The sequence below is a fragment of the Pseudohongiella sp. O18 genome (genome assembly GCF_021729085.1).
GTDB lineage: Bacteria > Pseudomonadota > Gammaproteobacteria > Pseudomonadales > Pseudohongiellaceae > Pseudohongiella.
The window spans coordinates 384,556-401,147 of the sequence record NZ_JAJSAR010000002.1; the positions used below are offsets into that span (position 1 = coordinate 384,556).

Below are 16,592 nucleotides of genomic sequence, written 5' to 3' on the forward strand. Positions count from 1 at the left end.
CCAATCAATCCCTCTCTCGTCAATCCTGCACTAACGCCAATCAATCCCTCTCTCGTCAACCCTGCACTAGAGCCAATCAATCCCTCTCTCGTCACTCCAGCGTTACCCCGAACCAAACCTCTGGCCGTTTTCTAACATACCGTTCCCGGTCTCACACTTATCTGTAATCACTGTTCTACAATTTTCGATATCACAATTGATAATCATTACTATTCTTAGTATCATCACCGTTCCCAAATTTGAGTAACACCCATTTCTGGAGATTTTTACGTGATCGATCGACATACCTCTCGTGCTCTTGGCATTTTGTTCGGCGCTACGCCGCTTACCCTGTCCATACTATCAGCGCCAGCGCTTGCGCAGGGTGCCGAGGGAGGCGTGGTTGAAGAACTGGTGATAACAGGCCGCTATCTGAGCCAGGACCAGGTCAATGCGCTGCGCACACCAACCCCAATCATTGATGTGCCGCAAAGTCTGTCAATTGTCACGGCCGAACAGATTACCCAGCAGGGTATTACCAGCATCGGTGGCATTGTCGATTACACGCCAGGAGTAAACACCTCCCAGGGTGAAGGCCATCGAGACTCGGTGGTGTTCCGTGGTGTGCGGTCTACTGCGGACTTCTTCATCGACGGCGCCCGGGATGATGTGCAGTATTACCGGCCTCTCTACAATCTGCAGCAGGTCGAAATCCTGCGCGGTCCTAACGCGCTGCTGTTCGGTCGCGGGGGTACCGGTGGTATTCTCAACCGGGTCACCAAGAAGGGTGTTATCGGTGAGGCATTCACCAGCGCTCAGGCCGGCATGAATTCCTTTGGCGGCTTTGATCTTCAGCTCGACAGCAATTTTGCGACTGGCGACAACTCCGCTGTTCGCGTTAATGCCTTCTATGAAAGCCTGGACAGCCATCGCGACTTTTTTGACGGCGAGCGCATTGGCCTCAACCCGACCGCCAGGATTGCTCTGAGTCCGGACACTACCCTGGATCTGTCCTATGAGTACGTCGATCACCAGCGGTTTATTGATCGCGGTGTCCCCACTGGCAGTGACGGTCGTCCGATGGATGCGTTTGAGGACATTGTGTTCGCGGATCCGGAATTGAATACTTCTGATCTTCAGGCACATCTGTTCCGAGGCGCTCTGCAACATCGGTTCTCTGAAAACCTGAAGGCTAATTTCAGTGCTTTTTATGGTGACTACGACAAGTTCTACCAGAACTTTTATGTCTCAGGATACAACCAGGCCGTAGCGCCCCTGGAAGTGACGCTTGATGGCTACGCAGATGAAACCCTGCGCGAAAATATGATCCTTTCCGGTAACTTTATCTGGGAATCCAGTATCGGTGGCATTGGTCATACCATTATCGCAGGCGGTGAATACATCGATACTTCTTCGGATCAGTACCGCTTCAATGCGCTTTGGAGCACTACCAACGATGATAACGAAGTGTTTGCGGTGACCCGACCCCTTAGTCTGAACAACGGTGTCGGCGTCAATGCTGCGGGTGCCAGGACCGTCAATTCTTTCGCATCGGATCTGAATGACGATACACGGGTAGGCATTGATGTTCGTTCAATCTACATTCAGGACGAGATTGAGCTGTCAGAGATGTTGGATGTTGTAATTGGTGCGCGTTTTGACAGCTTCGACATCGAGGTTTTTGATGTCCCGGCCAACCAGGTGCGTACCCGCCAGGATGAGGAAGTTTCACCGCGGGCCGGCCTGGTGTTCAAACCGCTGGAGAATATTTCCCTGTATGCCAGCTACAGCGAATCGTTTCTGCCACGCAGCGGCGAGCAATTCGCGAATATCAGCGGCAGCAGCGGTCAGCTGGATCCGGATACATTCAGTAATCAGGAAGCGGGTCTGAAATGGGACTTCGGCAGAGGTCTCAGCCTGACCGCAGCGGTCTTCGAAATCGAACAGAGCTCGCCTCAGGTGGCCGATAATAATCCGGAAACACTCGATGTTATCGACTCTGAGATCAGTGGCTTCGAACTGCAACTGCTTGGCCAGGTAAATGACCGCTGGTATCTGTCTGCCGGGTACAGCAATCTGGATGGGGAGCAGGTGGACCGCTCAGGCCCGACCGGCTTGCGTCCGCGGGAGCTGCCGGAACATATGTTCTCACTCTGGAACACTTATCAGTTGACCGAACAGTTTGGCATGGGTCTGGGTATGACACATCAGAGTGACAGTTACATCGACAATGGCAACTTTGCAGTACTGCCAGGCTATACACGAGTGGATGCTGCGGCATACTACGATGTTTCCGCGGATTTCCGTATTCAGGTGAATATTGAAAACCTGACAGATGAGCTGTACTACCCCAATGCACACAGCACTCATCAGGCTACCGTAGGCAGCCCGTTGAATACTCGTGTGTCTTTGATTCGGAACTTTTAAGCGACGGCAAGACAGCTCCGATTCGGGCCTTCCGGCGTATTCAAGGTAAAGACGAATACCCGGAGGCCCTCATGCCCAACAACATCACCATCTTCGGCGCCAATGGCACCCTCGGCAGCGAATTCACAAGAGCGCTGTCCTCACACTATCCCGAAGCAACCATCCACGCCTTCTCTCGTAGGCCCGAAGACAGTGCCGCCCAAAACGTCACCACTCACCAGCTCGACTACCTCGACGAAGCCGCCCTGAAATATGCCGCTACAGAGGTATCTGCAAACGCCCCCGTCGACCTCGTCATCGTAGCGACAGGCATCCTGCACACTGACGACATCATGCCGGAGAAATCCCTGCGTGATTTATCTGCAGACAAATTCATGCAGATCTATCAGGCCAATACCATCGTGCCTGCGCTGATTGCCAAATATTTTGTGCCCGTTTTAAACAAAAAGCAGCTTTCGGTTTTCGCGGCTCTATCAGCACGTGTCGGCAGTATTTCCGACAACCACCTAGGTGGCTGGTACTCATACCGCGCCTCAAAGGCCGCGCTGAACATGATCATCCGAAACGTCGCCATCGAGGCGCGTCGCACCAATAAACAAGCGATCATCTGCGCCCTGCACCCGGGGACTGTTGATAGCCCGTTGTCAGAACCTTTCCAGAAAAACGTACCAGAGGGCAAGCTGTTTACCGCCGAATATTCAGCGTGTCAGTTGTTGCAGGTCATTGGTTCACTGAAAACTGAAGACAGCGGCAAGGTGTTTGCGTGGGATGGTAATGAGGTTCTACCTTAGGACAGTCGATCAGGGGAATGCGTTAGTCAGGGGGCCGGCAATGGGGGAGGGCTTCTTGTCGTAGAGATTCAGTTCATTATTAAGCGTTAAAGGAAAGCGAGTCGGCGCCTGCATTCACAAACGACCGACTCATCTCAAACCTGTTGCTTTGATTGTTTTCATGTTTTATCCCGTATATCGTTTTTTGTGATTATGTCTGTTCTTCACTGGCTTGTGGCCGTGAAACGCCTTGTTGCTTACGGGTTTGAAACAACAAGCGTACTGTCTAACTATTCAACTATGAATCAAGGTACGTGTAACTACAGTAACTTACTGCTTACCAACGAAGCTGAACTTCATCAGCGTACGAACAGGAACAGCTTCACCAGCGTCAGCAACTACCGGCTCAAACTTCCAGGATTCAATAGCGCTCAGAGCGGCGCGAGTGAACAGACGAGAGTTTGACTCAGCCACTGCGGGAGAAGAAACACTGCCGTCGGGCATTACAGTGAACTCAACAACGGTGTAGCCTTCGATGCCAGACAGTTCGGCACGACGTGGGTACTCTGGCAGTGAAGACTCAACAACGCGCAGATCCTTGCTGCTGTACATGCCCATTGCTTCAGGAGTCTGTGCGTTGGCGCTTACAGAAACTGCGCTGCCAATAACACCGGCCAGAACTGCGATTTTTACTACTGCTGACTTACTCATTTATTTCACCTCGAATTTTGGGGTTGGATTAACTTGCACTTGGGATAAAGCAAAGCCTGTGCCAGTTTTTTATATATAATAAAAACAACAACATAGCAGAACAGGCCGATTCGCGAGCAATTTTCTGGTGCGCTGTTTTAATGCAGGCTGCACCAACTTGCTTCACGAATGACAGCATGTTGCCATTAGGCATTGACAATGTTGTGTCATATTTCTGAATCTTTCGTGACACTCCATTTCTGAACGCATTCATGATAATGTCCGGCGGTAGGTCATTGGCGCATCAGCCAATGAGTGCCGGAACACCGATCGATGTCCAATAAAAGCAGAACAGCAGCAAAACAATAAGAGAAGAGGCAGATCATGATTCGCAAGGTACCCCAGCTAGCCCTGACCGTTAGCCTGCTCGCCGCGCTGGCGGCCTGCAGTGAACCAGATACCGACACCAACTCCGTCAATCCGGCGGCTGACCTGGCCGCGGCTCGCGCAGCCGTAGACCTGGCTGTTGCTTCCAGCGCACCAGACCAGATCAGTGGTAGCTCGGTGCTGGTGACCATTAATGGGATTGACTCGCTGCAGGGGCTGACCTTCCTCGCTGATGACCGGCCATTGGCAACCGTCAGAGAGACCGCAATGTCTGCCGGGAATTCATTTAATGTGCTGCTGGCAGGGCTGGAGCAGGGGAGTCAGGCGCTGTCGGTGCAGAACAGCCAGGGTCAGGTGCTGGCCTCGATTCCGGTGACCAGCCATCCTCTCAGTGGTCCCATATTCTCCGGCCCGCAGCAATATCCCTTTGTCTGTACCAGTGTGCTGGAGTGGGGTGTGCAGCCACTGATTGATCACAATGAAGAGTGGGGGTTCCCTGTTTACGCCCCCGGCGCAACTGCCGAGAATGCAGAGCCCATCGGATACAGCAAGGACTGCATGATCGAACCCTTTGTTGAATACCACTATATGAGTACAGAGGGCGGCTACAAACCCTGGCCAGCCGATGGCATGCGCCCGGCTGACCTGGCAACAACCACGCTGACAGACGGCACTGAGGTGGACTTTGTGGTGCGCTGGGAACGCGGCACCCTTAACCGCTTCCTTTACAGCTTTGCCACTCTGGTACAGCCAGATGCAATGACCGGCAGTGTCATCGATCCTGGGCCCGCCAACTGGAATGGTCGCCTGTTATACCACTTTGAAGGTGGTGTGGGTGTCGGTCACAGTCAGGGGCGCGTCAGTGCCAGCCGTGCACGTTTGCCAGAGACGCTGGGGCAGGGCTACGCCGTCATCTACTCGTCCGGCAATCGCACCGGTGAGCATTACAACCTGCAGGTCGGTGGCGAAACCGCGCTGATGGTCAAAGAGCACTTTATCAAGCGTTTTGGAGTGCCCGATTACACCGTCGCGGTGGGTGGATCAGGTGGTGCCATCCAGCAGTATGTGTATCAACAGAATCATCCTGGTCTGATTGACGCCGGTGTGGCCCAGTACTCCTATCCTGACATGGTCACACAGACCATCCATGTGGGTGACTGTGAACTGCTGGAACACTATATGGATGTCACTGATCGCAATAACCCGCGCTGGCAGGTCACCGGGAACCGCAGCCTGCTTATGGGTTTCAACTCCACTGATGCTGTGCCGGATCCGCTGGCCGACATCAAACGTCAGCTGGGTTATGCCTCCGCCCCGGGTGCCAACGAATGCATCCCTGCCTGGCGCGGCTTGACCCCGCTGAGCATGAATCCGCACTATGGGCGGGTACGGGAGCAGGACAAGATGCACCCGCCCGGTATCATGGATGACGTGGTGTGGACCCACTACGACGATCTGAAGAACATCTACGGCGTCGACGAAAATGGCTGGGCGCGCACGCCCTGGGACAATGTTGGTGTGCAGTACGGTCTGCAGGCGCTGACAGAAGGTGCCATCACACCTGAAGAATTCCTCGACCTGAACGAAAAAGTCGGCGGCTGGAAACATCCGTCTGACATGGTGCAGGAAGGCGCCCCGTTTCTGGGTGAAATGACCCCGGAGAACTTTGATCCCTGGAGCAGTCGCAATATGAACCTGTCCACCAATGGTGAGCCAGCGCCGCGCACCAGTGGCGATCCGCAGGCCATCAGCGCACTGTATGAGTCCGGCATGGTGTTTGATGGCCAGCTGAACATTCCCATCATTGACTGGCGGCATTATCTGGAGCACGTGCTGGATATGCACAACTCACATCAGTCCTTCTCTGCGCGCCAGCGCATCGAGAACCAGATGGGCCACAGTAACAACCAGCTGATCTGGTTCACCGATGCACGGCCCGAACCTGCCTTCGACCAGACCCTGCAGGCGCTGGAAGTGCTGCACGAGTGGGTGAGCAATATCAAAGCCAATCCGGATGCCAGTGTCGCCGCGGCGCGTCCGGACAGCGCCCAGGATGCCTGCTTCAATACCCAGGGCGAACTGATCGCGCAGGGAGACGATGTCTGGAACGGCATTCTCAACGAGCAGCCAGAGGGTGCCTGTACGCAGCAGTTTCCGGTTTACTCGACCTCACGGATGGTGGCAGGTGGCCCAATTGAAGGCAGTATCTTCAAATGCGAGCTGAAGTCGCTTGATCAGGCGCTGGCCGATGGCACCTACGGCAGCTGGCAGCCGGACCAGACGCAACAGCAACGCCTGCGCAACATATTCCCGCAGGGCGTGTGTGATTACAGTGAGCCTGACAGTGCACGTCCACAATAAGGCAGGGTTTATGGAACACTTTGTCTGCATGCGGGTGATACGGTTACAATCGGGCACCGTATCAACCCGTCGACAAACGATTTGATGTAGAGCAGTAGTAAATTCTCAAAACAGGAAAACACAACACAGGACGCAACAATGAACTTTGAAGACATCAAGAATATATGTGTAGTGGGCGCCGGCAACATGGGTCATCAGATTGCCCTGCAGGCTGCCATTTGCGGATACAAGGTCAAGTGTTTTGACGTCAATCAGGAAACCCTGAAAAAGGCCGATGCCTTCGTTGATTCCTATCTGCCGGGCCGCGTTGAGAAAGGCCGCCTGACCACCGAGCAGGCGCAGGCTGCGCGCGGCAATATTCAGTTTGTCGACTCGCTGGAATCTGCGGCGGGTGATGCCGACTTTGTCATTGAGGCAGCCACCGAAGTGCTTTCGCTGAAGCGCAAGATTTTTGCCGACCTGGATCGCATCGCACCCAAGCACGCGATTCTGGCCACCAACTCGTCTGCCATCGTCAGCTCCAAAATTGCTGATGCCACCCAGCGTCAGGATAAAGTGCTGAACATGCACTTCTTCAATCCGGCACTGGTGATGAAGCTGGTGGAAGTTGTTAAGGGGCCACATGTCTCGGATGAAAGCGCTGATCTGACCATGGAGCTGTGCCGCGTCTTCCAGAAAGTGCCGGTACTGCTGAAAAAAGAAGTGGATGGCTTTTTGCTCAACCGTATCTTTGCAGCGATTTCACGCGAAGCCAGCTGGCTGCTGGAGATGGGTGTGGCCGAAGTGGAAGATATTGATAACGCCTGCGTCTACGGCGCTGGTCACCCGATGGGGCCGTTCCGCCTGAACGACCTGACCGGACTGGATCTGAGCTACATCATGCGTATGGAAAAATTCCGTGAGACCGGCAACCCTGCCGATTTGCCCAACCCTCGCCTGGTAGAACACTACATGAAAGGCGAATACGGCGAAAAAACCGGCAAGGGCTGGTACGACTACTCCGGCAAGAAGTAAGTGCGGCGGTCGCCGTCAGGCTTCGAAGTCTGACGGCGCCAGTGCTTTGGCCAGTTCCGCCGGTTCCACTTCGCCACCGGTCAGCTCGGCATCCCAGTCGGTCCCCACCATGGCATTGTCTTCATGCATGCCCGGCAGCCACTCGGTCAGGAAATCATCCAGGCTGATGGCGCGCGGCTTATACACTGACCACTCATCCGTACACATGGCCGCTGCGGCCTGTTCGCTGGACCAGAACGGAAATACATCGGTATCTTCATACTCGATGGAGTCGCACAGCGCCCAGCCATCCTCGCCATACAGGCCCCAGACCTGGCCCTGCTGCAGCGCCTGTTCTACGAATGTCTCAATGTTGCTGTCATCATCGGTGTGGGTGTTCATAGGCGTCGAGGCTCCGCAGGCTGGCTGACCGGTCAAAGAAAGTCGCGTATTCTATCCACGTCAGGATATCGTATCCACCGATATTATTGCAGCAAAAAGGATGACCTTGCATGACTCAGGAAAACTGCCGTTACCAGACCGTAAATGCCGCCATCAGTCCTACGGGCAGCCTCGAGCTGCTCTCCCAGCAGGAGGTGGAACGCCTTAGCCGGGTAGGGCATGGGGAAATTCACGAGCTGTTCCGCCGTTGCGCACTGGCAGTGCTTAACTGCGACGATAGCTCCGACAGTGCCGAAGAGGTGTTTGCGCGCTACCCGGACTTTGATGTCGAGATTGTGCAGCGTACCCGCGGCGTCAAGCTGAAGTTAAAAAATGCGCCGGCCTGTGCCTTTGTGGATGGCAAGATCATGAGCGGCGTGCGTGAGCATCTGTTTGCCGTGCTGCGCGATATCGTGTTTGTGGCCAGTGAGCTGTATCGTCAGGATGAAACCAGTGTCGAGGAGGGCTTCGAGGCCATTCGTCTGGTGCATCGTGGCCCGCTCAGCCCGGCCGCCATCAATAATCTGGTATTTCTGCTGCTGCGCAATGCCGGTCTGCTGAAACCACGCATGCTGCCCAATCTGGTGGTGTGCTGGGGCGGTCATTCGATCAGCCGCGACGAGTACGATTACACCAAATCGGTTGGTTACGAACTGGGCCTGCGCCATCTGGACATCTGTACCGGCTGTGGACCAGGGGCCATGAAGGGCCCCATGAAAGGCGCCGCGATCGGGCATGCCAAGCAGCGCATCCAGGGCGGGCGTTATATCGGGATCAGCGAACCCGGTATCATCGCCGCTGAGTCCCCTAACCCGATTGTGAATCATCTGGTTGTGCTGCCGGACATTGAAAAACGCCTTGAGGCATTTGTGCGCGTGGCCCATGGCATCATCGTGTTCCCGGGCGGAGTGGGGACGCTGGAGGAGATTCTGTTTCTGATCGGCACACTGATGGATCCGGCCAACAAGGACCAGCAACTGCCACTGATTTTCACCGAAGCGGCCTGCAGCAATGGCTATTTCAAGCGCATTGACGAGTTCCTGGTGGCCACGCTGGGAGAACAAGTGCGCCGCCACTATCGAATCATTGAGGACGATCCGGTGGAGGTGGCGCATGTGATGCGCGAAGGCATGCAGCAGGTGGGCAAGGGCCGCCGCGTCTCGCGTGACGCCTATTACTACAACTGGCTGCTGCACATCCCGGAAGAGATGAAGCACCCCTTTGAGGTCAATCATGACAGCATGGCCAGCCTGCGCCTGACCCGTTCACTGCCTCCGCAGGAGCTGGCCATCAACCTGCGCCGGGCGTTCTCCGGCATTGTAGCCGGCAATGTGAAGGACCATGGGGTAAGGCTGGTGCGTGAGAAAGGGCCCTTTGTGCTGCGCGGCGATGTCAGCATAATGGCGGCGATGGACGGTTTATTGCGTGATTTTGTGGCACATGGACGCATGAAACTGGCCAGGGAACGCTACAACCCCTGTTATACTATCGAGCCCGAGCCAGCCCAGTCAGAACCGGTCTAATAGTTGACTAAAATAGTCGGATACTCGATAATTTGCGGCTCCTGAAAGCTTTTTTAATCGTCGTTAGAGCCGAGGTTGCCCATGAGTGAACAAGTCGAAAGCCTGATCCGTAAGGACTATGCTGCCGGATTTCATTCAGCAATCGAGTCCGACACGCTGCCGCCAGGCCTGAATGAAGACGTCATCCGCCACATCTCGGCCCAGAAAGAAGAGCCGCAGTGGATGCTGGACTGGCGCCTGAAGGCCTTCGAGGCCTGGCAGCAGATGAGCGAACCGACCTGGGCGCACGTGCACTACCCGCAGATCGATTTTCAGTCGATCTCCTACTACAGCTCGCCCAAGAGCATGAAAAACCGCCCGAAAAGCCTCGATGAGGTGGATCCGGAGCTGCTGGAGACCTACAAAAAGCTGGGTATCCCGCTGCACGAGCAGGAAGCGCTGGCAGGTGTGGCGGTGGATGCGGTATTCGACTCGGTATCGGTGGTCACTACCTTCCGCAAAAAGCTCTCAGAAGCTGGCGTGATTTTCTGCCCGATCAGCGAGGCAATTCGCGAGTATCCAGAACTGGTTCAAAAGTACCTGGGTTCTGTGGTCCCGCAAAAAGATAACTACTATGCCGCGCTCAATTCCGCGGTGTTCTCCGATGGTTCCTTTGTGTACATCCCCAAGGGCGTGCGCTGCCCTATGGAGCTGTCCACCTATTTCCGTATCAATGAGCTCAACACCGGACAGTTCGAACGGACCCTGATCGTGGCCGATGAAGGCTCCCACGTCAGCTACCTGGAAGGTTGCACCGCGCCAATGCGCGACGAGAACCAGTTGCACGCGGCTGTGGTTGAGCTGGTGGCGCTGGACAATGCCCAGATCAAATACTCGACCGTGCAGAACTGGTATCCCGGCGATAAAGAAGGCAAGGGTGGTATCTACAACTTTGTGACCAAGCGCGGTATCGCGCACACCAATGCCCGTATCTCCTGGACCCAGGTCGAGACCGGTTCGGCCGTCACCTGGAAGTACCCCAGCTGCATACTCAAGGGTGACAACAGCGTCGGCGAATTCTACTCGGTCGCGCTGACCAATAATTTCCAGCAGGCCGATACCGGCACCAAGATGATTCACCTGGGCAAGAACACCAGCTCGACGATTATTGCCAAGGGTATCTCGGCCGGTCGCAGCAACAGCTCCTATCGCGGGCTGGTGCGTATCAATCCGGCTGCCGAGGGCGCACGTAACTTCACCCAGTGCGATTCACTGCTGATCGGTGATCGCTGCGGTGCGCACACCTTCCCGTATATCGAAAACCGCAATGCCTCTGCCGTCATCGAGCACGAGGCGACCACCTCCAAGGTCAGTGATGACCAGATGTTCCTGTGTCAGCAGCGCGGCCTGGATGCGGAGAAAGCGGTGTCGATGATCGTCAACGGCTTCTGCCGTGAGGTGTTCAAGGAGCTGCCCATGGAGTTTGCGGTGGAAGCCGGCAAGCTGCTGGAAGTCAGCCTGGAAGGCTCGGTCGGTTAAACCACCGCAGTCTGAACCTGATTCTTTTTTTATCAAACGGAACTTCATTATGTTACAGATCAAAGAACTGGTTGCTGAAATCGACGGCAAGCAGATTCTCAATGGCCTGAATCTGACCATTGGCGACGGCGAAGTCCACGCCATCATGGGCCCTAACGGGGCAGGCAAAAGTACGCTGGGCAATGTACTGACCGGCCGCGATGGCTACGAGGTCAAATCCGGCGAAGTACTGTTCAACGGCAAAAACCTGTTTGATCTGGAGATCGAAGAGCGTGCCCGTGAAGGCATGTTCCTGGCCTTCCAGTATCCGGTGGAAATCCCCGGCGTCAGCAATATGGAATTCCTCAAAGCCTCGCTGGATGCCCGGCGCAAACACCAGGGCCTGGAAGAGCTGTCCTCCTTCGACTTCATGAAGCTGGCGCGCGAGACCAGCGCCAAGGTCAGCCTGGATGCCGCTTTCCTGAAGCGCGGCGTCAATGAAGGCTTCTCCGGTGGTGAGAAAAAGCGCAACGAGATTCTGCAGATGATGCTGCTGGAACCGCAGCTGTGCATTCTGGATGAAACCGACTCCGGTCTGGACATTGATGCCCTGCAGGTGGTTGCCAATGGCGTCAACGCCATGCGTGACGGCAAGCGCAGCTTTATCGTCGTGACTCACTACCAGCGACTGCTGGACTACATCGTGCCTGATCACGTGCACGTGCTTGCCGGTGGCAAAATCGTCAAATCCGGTGACAAAGAACTCGCCAAAGAACTGGAAGCCAAAGGTTATGGCTGGCTGGAAGGTGAGGTCGCCTGAACATGACACAGCCCGTTCAGCCAAGCGATTTTCAGAAACGCGCCCTGACGCTGGCACAGCAGCGCAGTGCGCCAGCGTTCCTGCAGACGGTGCGACAGCAGGGCCTGGATGAATTCGGCCAGATTCAGTGGCCCGGTCGCAAGACCGAAATGTGGAAGTACACCACTTTGCGTCCGGTCGAAGCCTTTGCCAATGCCGGATGGCCGGCCGACGATGTCGCCGCCGACGGCAAGCAGCTGGCGTCGCTGCCCGAGCTGGATGCCACACGTCTGGTATTTGTCGATGGTCTGTTTGATGGTGCCGCGTCGGATGAACTGCCTGACGGTGTGCGCCTGTTCAGTCAGGCCGACGAGGCGGCACGTGTGGTGCTTGACCAGTACCTGGTCAAGATCGCCAAGGATATTGATCCGTCACGTCGCAATCTGTTTGCAGCTCTCAATGATGCCTGGCTGACCGACGGCGTGCTGGTCTATGTGCCGAAAAATGCCACACTGGAAAAGCCCCTGTATGTGGTGCACCTGTCGACTGCGCAAGCGGCCGAGCGCGTCGCCAATCAGCGACTGCTGGTAGTGCTGGAGCAGGGCGCCAGTGCCGATCTGATCGAGCACTACCTGAGCGCCGACGATGCGAGTGCCAGCTTTGTGAACACGCTGACTGAAATACACGTCGGCGATAACGCGAGACTGAGCCATACCCGTCTTAACCTGGAACACGAAGCCAGCAGTCATGTCGGCGCGGTGCATATCAACCTGCAGCGCAGCGCGGTGGCCAATGGTTTCACACTGGCTGAAGGCGGCGAGCTCAAGCGCCTGGACTACCAGATTAACCACTGTGGCGAAGGTGCCGAGCTGAACCTCAATGGCCTGTATCTGGGCCGGCATCAGCAGCACGTTGATTACCACACCACCATCGAACATCGCGTGCCCAACTGCACCAGCCAGGAAGTCTTCCGCGGCATTGTGGGTGACAAGGCCAAAGCTGTGTTTAATGGCCGCATCCATATCCATCAGGATGCGCAGAAAACCCTGGCGGAACTGAACAACCGCAATCTGCTCACCTCCAATACTGCCGAGGTGGACACCAAGCCGGAACTGGAAATTTACGCCGATGATGTGCGCTGTGCACACGGTGCAACCATCAGTCAGCTGGACGAGACGGCGCTGTACTATCTGCAAAGCCGCGGCATTGAACTGCCCCAGGCGCGCATGATGCTCAGCTACGGCTTCATCAATGAGGTGCTGGAAACCCTGCCGCACGAGGGTATCCGTACCGCGCTGCAGAAGCGCCTGCGACAGCGGTTTGTTGAGGAGATTTAAGGTGGCCGACGTGGCAGCGGAGACAGTAGTGCAGGCGCACGGCTTTGATGCCGGGCGCGTCAAGCAGGACTTTCCGATCCTGAATCAGCAGGTGAACGGCCAGCCACTGGTCTACCTGGATAATGCCGCGACCACCCAAAAGCCACAGGCCGTCATCGACGCCATCAGCCACTATTATCAGTTCGACAACAGCAATGTGCACCGCGGTGCCCATACGCTGGCCGATCGCGCCACCGCCAAGTTTGAACAGGCACGGCAGCGCGTCACACAGTTTATCAATGCCCCGGCCGCCAAACAGGTGCTGTGGACCCGCGGCACTACCGAAGGTATCAACCTGGTCGCCTCCAGCTGGGGCGGCGCGAATCTGAAGCAGGGTGACCGCGTGCTGGTCTCGGCCATGGAGCACCACTCCAATATCGTGCCCTGGCAGATGGTCGCCGAAAAAACCGGTGCACAAGTTGAAGCCATTCCGGTGGATGACACTGGCACGCTGGATCTGCAGGCATTTACGGACATGCTGGATGACCGCGTGCGTATGGTGTCGGTCAACCAGGTCTCCAATGCCCTGGGCAGCATCAATCCGATTGCTGACATCATCCGCCTGGCTCACCAGCACGGTGCGCTGGTGCTGATCGACGGTGCCCAGGCCATCGCGCACTGGCCGGTTGATGTGCAGGCCATGGACTGCGATTTTTATGTGTTCTCCGGCCACAAACTGTTTGGCCCTACCGGTATCGGTGTGTTGTATGGCCGCGAAGAACTGCTCAACGCCATGCCGCCATATCAGGGCGGTGGTGAGATGATTGAAACGGTCAGCTTTGATGGCACGACCTATAATCAGCTGCCCTACAAGTTCGAAGCCGGCACGCCAGACATTGCTGGCGCCATTGGCCTGGCCGCGGCCATCGATTACGTCGACAGTCTGGATCGCGCAGCAGCTGCCGAACATGAACATGCGCTGCTGGCCTACGCGACGGAGAAAGCGACGCAGGTGCCGGGTCTGAAACTGATTGGCACTGCCACCGACAAATGCGCGGTCTTGAGTTTTGTGCTGGAAGGGGTGCATCCCTCGGATCTGGGCATGCTACTCGACCAGCAGGGTGTGGCCGTGCGAACCGGCCACCACTGCGCGCAGCCACTGATGCAGCAGTACGGGATACCTGGTACGGTGCGGGCCAGCTTCAGCTTTTATAATACATTTGACGATGTAGACAGATTATTCGCCGCCCTGGACAAGGCGCGGCAGTTATTAACGTGAGGTAACAGAAATGACGGTAGAGACATTCGATCCGCAAGCTGCCTCCACCCCGGTGTCGGTCACTCCGGCGGCGGTGGCGCATTTTCGCAGGCAGCTGCAAAAAGACACTAACGCCAGGGCCGTGCGCCTGAGCGTCAAGGAAAGCGGCTGCACCGGTTTTATGTATGTGGTCGACCTGGTCCAGGAAGGCCAGGCCGAAGACCTGCACCAGCAGCTGGAAGACGGCCTGGAGCTGCTGATTGACAGTGGCAGTCTGGGGGTTGTTAAGGGGACGAAGATTGATCTGGTTACGGAAGGAGTAAACAGACAACTTCGTTTCCAGAACCCAAACGTTGTCGACCAATGCGGTTGTGGTGAGAGTTTTTCGATTGCGAAGGACTGACTGAGCCTCGATTGGATTATTTGATTTAGGAATCGGATATGGAACGCAAGATGGTGGTGGCGCAGCAGGATTGTCCGGCGCGGCGGGTGCCGGATGGGACGCCTGTCACCATTCCCAGGGACAGTTTTGTCAGCATTACGCAGGCGCTGGGTGGCAACTACACAGTGGTGCACCAGGGGCAGATGCTGCGGGTGGATGGCACGGATGCGGGCGCGCTCGGTCTGAAGCCGGAGACGCTGACGTTTCCGCCTGCCACTGACGACCAGATTCAGGAGTCGCAGGTCTGGGAAGCGCTGGGTACCGTGTTTGATCCGGAGATCCCGGTCGATCTGGTGAACCTCGGGCTGATCTATAAAGTGGACGTGGACCAGGACGCCAAAACCGTTGATATCGACATGACCCTGACGGCTCCCGGCTGCGGCATGGGTCCGGTGCTGGTCGGTGATGTGGAATACCGCGTGCGCAAGGTGCCCAACGTCAAAAAGGTCAACGTCGATCTGGTGTTTGATCCGCCCTGGAGCCGCGAGATGATGAGCGAGGAAGCCCAACTGGAAACGGGGATGTTTTTCTGATGGCTAAGCAATTCGGCGTCGACATCACCAGCGACGACATCGTCGACACCCTGGCATTTTTTGACAGCTGGGACGATCGCTACAAATACATCATCGACCTGGGCCGCGAACTGCCACCCATGGCCGACGAACACAAGGTGGAAGACAACCTGATCCGCGGCTGTCAGAGCCAGGTCTGGCTGGTCACGCGTGAGGAGCAGCAGGGCAGCCAGGACGGCAAACTGTATTTCGACGTCGACAGCGACGCGTTTATTGTGAAAGGCCTGCTGGCCATCGTCATGGCCGCCTACAACGGCAAAACCGCCGACGAGATTCTGGCCTTTAATATCCAGGCCTACTTCGAATCCATCGACCTGATGCGCCACCTCAGCCCCACACGGGGCAGTGGCCTGCAGGCCATGGTGGCCCGCATCCAGCAGATCGCCTCACAGGCAGCCTGATCCTGAGTCCAGGCCTTAGTATAAGCTGAGGCCCGCGCGTCAGCTGCGATTCTCCAGCACCCAGTTGGCATAATCACGCTGCCCCTGCGAACGCTGCGCGGCACTCATCTCAGTCTCCAGCGTGTTCAGAAACTGGGTAGCCAGCGCCACCTCATTATCCTGTGCCAGCCGCGCCCACATATAGGCCTGCGCCAGATCCCGGTCCACGCCGAGGCCCTGATGGTACATGGTCGCCAGGTAGTACTGCGCCTCGCCATCATCATAGCCCGCTGCCTCACCGTACCAGCGCGCCGCCTGTTCGTAGTGCGCGCCACGATTGATCAGCGACAGCGGCCAGACACTCATCCACGACGGCTGTACCCCCAACTGGTTGTAATACAGCACGCCCAGATTCACCATCGACCGCACATAACCCTGCTCAGCCGCCCGCTGCGTCCACAAAAAGGCCTGCTCATAGTCCTGCGGCACACCCTCACCACTGAAATACAGCACCCCCAGATTGTGCTGCGCAATCGCCAGCCCATTCTCCGCCGCCTCGGTAAAAAGCGCGACCGCCGTGGCCATGTCTCCCGCATCCCGCGCCTCAACGCCCTCGTAATAGACGCTGTAGTCCGGCAGCTCGGTATCCTCATCCACCACCTGAACCTGCGCCTGCAGCGCAGCAGCCGGCCAGAGCAGGGCTGCGGCCAGCATCAGACACGAGACAAAACGACAGGAAAAAATCACCAAAAAACCT

Annotated in this window: 15 protein-coding genes; 12 read left to right on the forward strand and 3 right to left on the reverse strand. The window is 56.4% G+C overall.

Annotation, left to right across the window (positions count from 1 at the left end):
- Window positions 1–270 precede the first annotated feature (270 nt).
- Complete coding sequence (locus tag LVD14_RS08930; protein WP_317622708.1) at window positions 271–2,406, forward strand: TonB-dependent siderophore receptor; 2,136 nt, start codon at window positions 271–273, stop codon at window positions 2,404–2,406.
- Window positions 2,407–2,477: 71 nt separating this feature from the next.
- Window positions 2,478–3,197, forward strand: coding sequence for an SDR family NAD(P)-dependent oxidoreductase (locus LVD14_RS08935; protein WP_237133741.1), 720 nt, complete (start codon window positions 2,478–2,480; stop codon window positions 3,195–3,197).
- Window positions 3,198–3,506: 309 nt separating this feature from the next.
- On the opposite strand, the gene LVD14_RS08940 is transcribed toward LVD14_RS08935, so the two are convergent.
- Window positions 3,507–3,887, reverse strand: a complete 381-nt coding sequence (locus LVD14_RS08940; protein ID WP_237133742.1) for an energy transducer TonB — start codon at window positions 3,885–3,887, stop codon at window positions 3,507–3,509.
- Window positions 3,888–4,250: 363 nt separating this feature from the next.
- Between LVD14_RS08940 and LVD14_RS08945 the strand changes: the two genes are divergently transcribed.
- Both LVD14_RS08945 and LVD14_RS08950 read left to right on the forward strand, forming a co-directional pair.
- Window positions 4,251–6,614: a DUF6351 family protein gene (locus LVD14_RS08945; RefSeq protein ID WP_237133743.1), complete on the forward strand. Its 2,364-nt coding sequence runs from the start codon at window positions 4,251–4,253 to the stop codon at window positions 6,612–6,614.
- Between the two features lie 138 nt (window positions 6,615–6,752).
- Complete coding sequence (locus tag LVD14_RS08950; RefSeq protein WP_237133744.1) at window positions 6,753–7,628, forward strand: 3-hydroxyacyl-CoA dehydrogenase family protein; 876 nt, start codon at window positions 6,753–6,755, stop codon at window positions 7,626–7,628.
- A gap of 15 nt (window positions 7,629–7,643) precedes the next feature.
- Here LVD14_RS08950 and LVD14_RS08955 read toward each other — a convergent pair whose 3' ends face one another.
- Window positions 7,644–8,009, reverse strand: a complete 366-nt coding sequence (locus tag LVD14_RS08955) for a DUF2750 domain-containing protein (protein WP_237133745.1) — start codon at window positions 8,007–8,009, stop codon at window positions 7,644–7,646.
- A gap of 110 nt (window positions 8,010–8,119) precedes the next feature.
- On the opposite strand from LVD14_RS08955, the gene ppnN reads away from it, so the two are divergent.
- The 8 genes from ppnN (at window position 8,120) to LVD14_RS08995 (ending at window position 15,856) form a co-directional block, all read left to right on the forward strand.
- Window positions 8,120–9,571, forward strand: a complete 1,452-nt coding sequence (gene ppnN / locus LVD14_RS08960) for a nucleotide 5'-monophosphate nucleosidase PpnN (protein ID WP_237133746.1) — start codon at window positions 8,120–8,122, stop codon at window positions 9,569–9,571.
- An 81-nt stretch (window positions 9,572–9,652) separates the two neighbouring features.
- Window positions 9,653–11,089, forward strand: coding sequence for a Fe-S cluster assembly protein SufB (gene sufB / locus LVD14_RS08965; protein ID WP_237133747.1), 1,437 nt, complete (start codon window positions 9,653–9,655; stop codon window positions 11,087–11,089).
- Between the two features lie 49 nt (window positions 11,090–11,138).
- Window positions 11,139–11,888 (forward strand): Fe-S cluster assembly ATPase SufC, encoded by a 750-nt coding sequence (gene sufC / locus LVD14_RS08970; RefSeq protein WP_237133748.1) that lies wholly within the window; start codon window positions 11,139–11,141, stop codon window positions 11,886–11,888.
- Between the two features lie 2 nt (window positions 11,889–11,890).
- A complete protein-coding gene (sufD, locus tag LVD14_RS08975) occupies window positions 11,891–13,204 on the forward strand; it encodes a Fe-S cluster assembly protein SufD (protein ID WP_237133749.1) in 1,314 nt (437 codons plus the stop codon).
- A 1-nt stretch (window position 13,205) separates the two neighbouring features.
- The gene (locus tag LVD14_RS08980; RefSeq protein ID WP_317622709.1) at window positions 13,206–14,462 is read left to right on the forward strand and encodes a cysteine desulfurase; all 1,257 of its coding nucleotides are present in this window, start codon (window positions 13,206–13,208) and stop codon (window positions 14,460–14,462) included.
- A gap of 10 nt (window positions 14,463–14,472) precedes the next feature.
- Window positions 14,473–14,844 carry a HesB/IscA family protein gene (locus LVD14_RS08985; RefSeq protein ID WP_237133750.1) on the forward strand — a complete coding sequence of 124 codons (372 nt, stop codon included), beginning with the start codon at window positions 14,473–14,475 and terminating at the stop codon, window positions 14,842–14,844.
- Window positions 14,845–14,882: 38 nt separating this feature from the next.
- Window positions 14,883–15,416: a putative Fe-S cluster assembly protein SufT gene (gene sufT / locus LVD14_RS08990; RefSeq protein ID WP_237133751.1), complete on the forward strand. Its 534-nt coding sequence runs from the start codon at window positions 14,883–14,885 to the stop codon at window positions 15,414–15,416.
- Window positions 15,416–15,856, forward strand: a complete 441-nt coding sequence (locus LVD14_RS08995; RefSeq protein WP_237133752.1) for a SufE family protein — start codon at window positions 15,416–15,418, stop codon at window positions 15,854–15,856. Before sufT ends, LVD14_RS08995 begins: the two co-directional genes overlap by 1 nt.
- 39 nt (window positions 15,857–15,895) lie before the next feature.
- Here LVD14_RS08995 and LVD14_RS09000 read toward each other — a convergent pair whose 3' ends face one another.
- Window positions 15,896–16,582: a tetratricopeptide repeat protein gene (locus LVD14_RS09000; RefSeq protein WP_237133753.1), complete on the reverse strand. Its 687-nt coding sequence runs from the start codon at window positions 16,580–16,582 to the stop codon at window positions 15,896–15,898.
- Window positions 16,583–16,592: the final 10 nt, after the last annotated feature.

Excerpts from the sequence above, each read along its gene's own strand:
- LVD14_RS08985 (WP_237133750.1), top strand. The coding sequence starts at position 14,473 with ATGACGGTAGAGACATTCGATCCGCAAGCTGCCTCCACCCCGGTGTCG.
- sufT (WP_237133751.1), top strand. The coding sequence starts at position 14,883 with ATGGAACGCAAGATGGTGGTGGCGCAGCAGGATTGTCCGGCGCGGCGG.
- LVD14_RS08940 (WP_237133742.1), bottom strand. The coding sequence starts at position 3,887 with ATGAGTAAGTCAGCAGTAGTAAAAATCGCAGTTCTGGCCGGTGTTATT.
- LVD14_RS08995 (WP_237133752.1), top strand. The coding sequence starts at position 15,416 with ATGGCTAAGCAATTCGGCGTCGACATCACCAGCGACGACATCGTCGAC.
- ppnN (WP_237133746.1), top strand. The coding sequence starts at position 8,120 with ATGACTCAGGAAAACTGCCGTTACCAGACCGTAAATGCCGCCATCAGT.
- sufC (WP_237133748.1), top strand. The coding sequence starts at position 11,139 with ATGTTACAGATCAAAGAACTGGTTGCTGAAATCGACGGCAAGCAGATT.
- sufB (WP_237133747.1), top strand. The coding sequence starts at position 9,653 with ATGAGTGAACAAGTCGAAAGCCTGATCCGTAAGGACTATGCTGCCGGA.
- LVD14_RS08945 (WP_237133743.1), top strand. The coding sequence starts at position 4,251 with ATGATTCGCAAGGTACCCCAGCTAGCCCTGACCGTTAGCCTGCTCGCC.
- LVD14_RS08955 (WP_237133745.1), bottom strand. The coding sequence starts at position 8,009 with ATGAACACCCACACCGATGATGACAGCAACATTGAGACATTCGTAGAA.
- LVD14_RS08935 (WP_237133741.1), top strand. The coding sequence starts at position 2,478 with ATGCCCAACAACATCACCATCTTCGGCGCCAATGGCACCCTCGGCAGC.
- sufD (WP_237133749.1), top strand. The coding sequence starts at position 11,891 with ATGACACAGCCCGTTCAGCCAAGCGATTTTCAGAAACGCGCCCTGACG.
- LVD14_RS08950 (WP_237133744.1), top strand. The coding sequence starts at position 6,753 with ATGAACTTTGAAGACATCAAGAATATATGTGTAGTGGGCGCCGGCAAC.